The organism is Microvirga aerophila, assembly GCF_003332305.1.
GTDB lineage: Bacteria > Pseudomonadota > Alphaproteobacteria > Rhizobiales > Beijerinckiaceae > Microvirga > Microvirga aerophila.
The window spans coordinates 1-5,185 of sequence record NZ_QOIO01000129.1 but is presented as its reverse complement, the minus strand read 5'-3'; the positions used below and the strand labels follow the sequence as shown (position 1 = coordinate 5,185).

Here is a 5,185-nt window from a genome sequence, read left to right as displayed (position 1 = left end):
TAGTGAAATTCGTTCACTAACAGGAACACCCGATGTTACTGTCCAAAGCGGAAGTTCGCACCCTGTCCGGAACGTGCTAGGAGGAGACCTTCCAGACTCACACTCTTACCGGAGGCGCCCATGAGAGTACGGGAGGCGCCCATGAGAAGAATTTCGCAGAAGGCTCTGGATGGAATCCTTCCCGCCTCGGTTTGAGCTTACTGCAACCCTCTGATCAACTGAGCAATGCCGATCGTGAAGGCCATCAGGGGAAGAACCGGGTAGACGATGAGCCAACTGCTGGTCCGCAGGAAGCGGGGGCCATCCTTGCCGCGGATGATGTAGATCAGGGCAAACCCGATCGCGAGACCGACCAGGCCGGTGAGAAGATCCGTAGCCGTTGTGTTCTCCAACGGTGATGGCTCGGCTCTTGGCAGGTCCAAAGGCTCAGTTCAAGGCCTTTTTAGGGGCGCTCCGCACAGGTGTCTGGATCATGGACATGGATCATGTGTTCGTTATGTGAGACTGCCATGGAGCTGTATCCCTGCCGCTGACCACCCAATCCTGGAGACATGACCGTGACCACGATAACTCGACGCCAAGCTCTTCTCGCCCCCGGCGCACTGCTGGCTGGGACGGCTCTGGGCCTAGCCCCCGCCGTCGCTCAGACTTTCCCCACCCGCCCGATCACCATGGTCGTGCCGTTCGCCGCCGGCGGTTCCACCGACGTGGTCGCCCGCATCATTGCCCAGAAGATGTCTGAGGGCTTGGGCCAGCAGGTGATCGTCGAGAACGTGGCGGGCGCTGGCGGCAGCACGGGCGCGGCCCGCGTCGCCAAGGCGGAGCCGGACGGCTACACCATCCTGATGGGCACCGTGGCCACGCATGCGTTGAACCCGCTCATGCTCAAGCGCAAGCCCTACGATGCCGTGACGGACTTTGCCCCGATATCCTTGCTGGTCATCGTGCCCAACGTGCTGGTGGTCCATCCCAGCCTGCCGGCCAAGACGGTGCCGGAGCTGATCGCGCTGCTGAAGGCCGAGCCGTCCAAGTACAACTACGCCTCCTCAGGCATCGGCACGCCGCTGCACCTGTCGGGAGAACTGTTCAAGAGCATGGCCAAGGTTTCAATGCAGCACATTGCCTACCGTGGCTCCGGACCGGCCCTGAACGATGTGGTGGCTGGCCAAGTGCCGATCATGTTCGACAACCTGCCGTCAGCCTCCGAGTTCATCCGGGCCGGCACCCTGCGCGGCATCGCCGTGACCACCAAGGAACGTGTGCCGTCCTTCCCAGACATGCCCACCATCGCTGAAGGCGGGCTTGCCGGCTATGAGACCTACACCTGGAACGCCCTTTTCGCCCCTCCCAAAACCCCGAAGCAGGTGGTGGACCGGCTGAATGCCGAGGCGCTCAAGGCCGTGAAGGATCCGGCCGTGCAGGAGCGGCTCAAGACCTTCAGCGCCACAGTGGTCGGATCGACACCCGAGTCCTTAGGCGAGCACGTCAAGACCGAGATCGCCAAATGGACCCCAGTCGTGAAGGAAGCCGGCGTCCAGATCGACTGATCGGTCTCCAGGATCGGTTCCATCAAAAGCAAACCTCAGGGCGAAGAATTGTCCGCCCAGAGGTCCATCAGTAACCGCTTTGCTCCGCATACGGGAGTTTAGGCGGTGGAGGCAGGTCAGGGCCTGGTAGACTTAGACAGATAACACCCACACCATGAGGGCAATGTACCCACCATAGAGCCCCAGAAACAAAGCAACGAACTTCGGCCCAAGCTCCTGTCCGTGTCGTTTGTGATTGAAGACTGCGTAGAGGCTCAGAACAACAATGAGGAACCCAACATTGACAACATAAACAGCATAATTGCCGACAGTTGCTCCGATGAAGGCCGCCGGTAGGAGCGCGATACTCAAGGAGACGATCCCGTCTGCGGTTGCCCCCGAAACGGCCAAAGTGGGCTTGCCGTCCCGCGCGAAGCGGAAGGCCGAGTAGGACTCTGGTAAGGCGCACAGGAACCCGATGGCAAACAAGCCCACTACCAGATCGGACCATCCGAGAGCACTGCCAGCCTTTTGCGCTGCGTAGACGCTGGCGAGCGCACCCAAAGCGGCCGCAGGAAGCCCCAACAGAACAGTCTTTCTGGCAGCAAGCGGAGCAGAGGAGCGCTCCTGTTTTCGCCAGGGCTTGCGCCAGACGGCGCGGCCAAAGAAGGCGGCCCAAGCTAGGAACAGGATAACGCCGTCGATGGGTTGCAGGCCGGCCCAAGCCGGAGGCAACGTCAGCAAAGCAAGGAGCAGAACAATGCCGAGATACGGGAGAACCTGAACCGGCACCGCTTGTGGCTTGACGGTCGGTGTCCCGTCCTCGCTGATGGTGGATGGTCTGTTCGTACCGCGGTCGGCATAGCACCCCCCAAGATAGGCCAAGCCGAAGGCGAAGGGCAAAGCAGGAACATTGGACCCGAGGGCTGCGCCAAGTCCTAAGTCGGGCCAGCCGAATGCCACGCTTGCGACATTGACGGCTGCTTCGGGAGACGCGGTGGCAAGGCCCATCAGCGCGCCGCCAGCGGTCGCGGGCAAAGCAAAACGGTCGCGTATTCGCTCCAGAAGATCAGCAGCGCACGACGCTCCCCATTGCATGACAGCGATTCCGGCAGGGATAACGGCGAGCCATAAGACAAGTGCAAGCATGATGAGAGGTGGATTCCCGTCGAACGAGGATGACTAGCTGCGCCGAGGAACGAGGCGTGTCCAAAGGTTCATAGCAGACGTGCCATTAGTACACCCACGAGAACCAGGGCCAGCATGACCGAGATGTTCACGAGCGCCTGCGTGATAAGGGTCTCCATATCTGCCTCCACGCTTAAAGCTTCGATGCTCAGAAAGGTTCACCGAAAAGGACGGAAATAGCAGAGAAGGATCCTTTTGGAACGCTCGTGGCTCGTTGCGATTTGCGGGATCAACTCTGGTGCACCAACCCGTCTTGAGGATTTTCTCGCAGACGCTTGGCTCGGAGTGTTCTTGCGAGACTTTCGGGGACCGGAAGGTCTGATCTGGGTCAGGAACCGAGATTTCCTGCGCTCTCGTAACGTCCGGTTCGATGAGGATTGCTGCCTTCGAGCTTGGATCACAGGCGTGCCGCAACCCGACGAAGAATGAGATCAGGCAATCCCGAACTACCGCTACCCTGATCCCCGAGATTTCGAGGTGGAGGAGGACTGCCTGCGGGTATATAATGGATCCCGTTGGCTTCGAGGGAGGCCGCGCCGGGAGGACAGTCCCATGCCGAAGCTCTCACGCCGAGATGCTGGCCTTATCCTCATTGCAGCCGGCTTGCTTGCGCCTTATTCCTTCGCCGCGGACGGGAAGCCACTGGCCATTAAGGGCTATGATCCGGTCGCCTATTTTGATATGGGAACGCCCACGCGCGGGCTGCCGGAGTTTGAGCTCGAATGGGATGAGCACCGCTATCGTTTCGTGAGCGCCGAACATCGCGAGCTCTTCAAGGCCGATCCCGTTCGCTACGCGCCGCAGTTCGGAGACTACTGTGCCATGGCGCTAGCACTGGGCGAGCGCGACGAGGCAAATCCGGAGTACTGGCTGATCAGCGACGGTAAGCTTTATATCTTCGGTAAGCCACCGCCGATGGGACCCGTGCTCTTCCAGCAGGACCTTGCTGCCAACGTTGCCAAGGCCAACCAGAACCGCCCGCTCATTCAAGCACACTAGCGGTTCATTTTCTGGTCCGGCAGCGGATCGCCTGTACCCGGATAGAGGCCGGCCTTACGCATGCCGTCACGCAAGTGGTCGAGATCGGCAGACTTCAGTAACTTGGTTCCGAACTCATGCGGATCGAAGGTCGGGAACACGCGGCGTATCATCGTGACAACACGGGCGGCATCCTCAGCTTGGTCGTTCTGGGCATAGGCCGCGGCTAGCACGATGCGGCTGGAGTTTACGCTGCTAGCCGTGCGAAGATTAAGTTCCGCCTGCTCGATGGCTGCGGGGTATCGCCGTCTCAAATAGTACGCGAGGCTTAGGGCAAAGCGGTCGACGCCATTGAGCTCGGGATCAATACGCTGCGCCTGCTCCAAGGCCCCGATGGCGGCGTCCGTCTGTCCCAGCCACAACAATACGGTGCCACGCCCGGCGAGCCCCTGGGCGTCGTTGGGATTGATGGTCAGAGCGCGGTCGATCTCTGTCTGAGCTTCACGGTATTGCTGACGAAAAAGGTGGATGTGGCCGAGGATCACGCGGGCGCGCACTTCGGAATCGTCAAGTCTGAGCGCTTTGAGTGCCAGTTCCTCGGCGCGCCCCAGATAGGCAATCGGAGACTCCGCCCAGCCCATTGAGGCCGCGAGGTGATAGGTTTCGGCGAGTGCTGCGTAAGCGGCAGCGTAATTAGGGTCCAGCTCAATGGCATGTCTAAGCAGGGCGCGCGCCTCCGCGTTGTTCGCGCGCGTTGGGCGCTGCAAAGCCGGCCGTGCGCGGAGCACGTAATCATAGGCTGCAAGGCTTTCTGTCGGCTTCGCCAACACGCGGCGTTGTTCGATCTGGGTCACGCCGATTGCCAAGGCTCCGGCGATCTGGGACGTAATCTTGTCCTGCAAGGCGAAGATGTCGATCATCGCCTCGTCGAAGCGGGCCGACCAAAGTACCCTGCCGCCTGCATCAACGAGTTGTGCGGCGACGCGGAGGCGGTCGTCGACACGGCGTACAGTGCCCTCAACCTGATAGCGCACTGCCAGGCTACGGGCGATCTCTCCGGGGCTCGCGGGCTTGTTTTGGTAAGGAAAAACGGCGTTCCACGAGATCACGGTCAGCGCGGAAAACCGGCCGAGCGCGTTGATGATGTCCTGCGTCAAACCATCGGCGAGATAATCGCGCTCTGGATCGGTGTTCTGGCTTTGAAATGGAAGTACGGCGATCGTGGGTCTCGCACCGAGTTCGACGTTCCTCGTGAACTCATTGCCAGTGAACAAAGGGCCGATAGAATTCCACCCGGAGGTAACACCGAGCCACACTGATCCCGCCGCAAGCGCGAGCGTGACAGCCATGGCGGCCAGCAAGCCTGCGCGTCTGCGGGTGAGCTGTGCGCTGGACCTCCCATCAACTCGCAGGCGATACAGTCGCACCGGCCGCTCCATGTTCTTGAGCGTGCGTTCGCCGAGGTATTCGTAGTCGCAGTCAAGCTTGCCCTG

5 protein-coding genes are annotated in these 5,185 nt (G+C 60.6%); 2 read left to right on the top strand and 3 right to left on the bottom strand.

The window, feature by feature from the left end; all coding sequences use genetic code 11:
• Positions 1–197: 197 nt before the first annotated feature.
• Entirely contained in the window at positions 198–392 is a 195-nt protein-coding gene (locus DRB19_RS28840) for a hypothetical protein (RefSeq protein WP_114189385.1), read from the bottom strand.
• Between the two features lie 159 nt (positions 393–551).
• On the opposite strand from DRB19_RS28840, the gene DRB19_RS28835 reads away from it, so the two are divergent.
• Positions 552–1,547 carry a Bug family tripartite tricarboxylate transporter substrate binding protein gene (locus DRB19_RS28835; RefSeq protein WP_114189384.1) on the top strand — a complete coding sequence of 332 codons (996 nt, stop codon included), beginning with the start codon at positions 552–554 and terminating at the stop codon, positions 1,545–1,547.
• A 132-nt stretch (positions 1,548–1,679) separates the two neighbouring features.
• Here DRB19_RS28835 and DRB19_RS28830 read toward each other — a convergent pair whose 3' ends face one another.
• Positions 1,680–2,675: a sodium:calcium antiporter gene (locus DRB19_RS28830; RefSeq protein ID WP_114189383.1), complete on the bottom strand. Its 996-nt coding sequence runs from the start codon at positions 2,673–2,675 to the stop codon at positions 1,680–1,682.
• A 591-nt stretch (positions 2,676–3,266) separates the two neighbouring features.
• On the opposite strand from DRB19_RS28830, the gene DRB19_RS28825 reads away from it, so the two are divergent.
• Positions 3,267–3,713: a YHS domain-containing (seleno)protein gene (locus DRB19_RS28825; protein ID WP_114189382.1), complete on the top strand. Its 447-nt coding sequence runs from the start codon at positions 3,267–3,269 to the stop codon at positions 3,711–3,713.
• Here DRB19_RS28825 and DRB19_RS28820 read toward each other — a convergent pair.
• On the bottom strand, positions 3,710–5,185 hold a 1,476-nt coding region (locus tag DRB19_RS28820; RefSeq protein WP_114189381.1), incomplete at its 5' end, for an adenylate cyclase. The two genes, DRB19_RS28825 and DRB19_RS28820, sit on opposite strands and share 4 nt — an antisense overlap.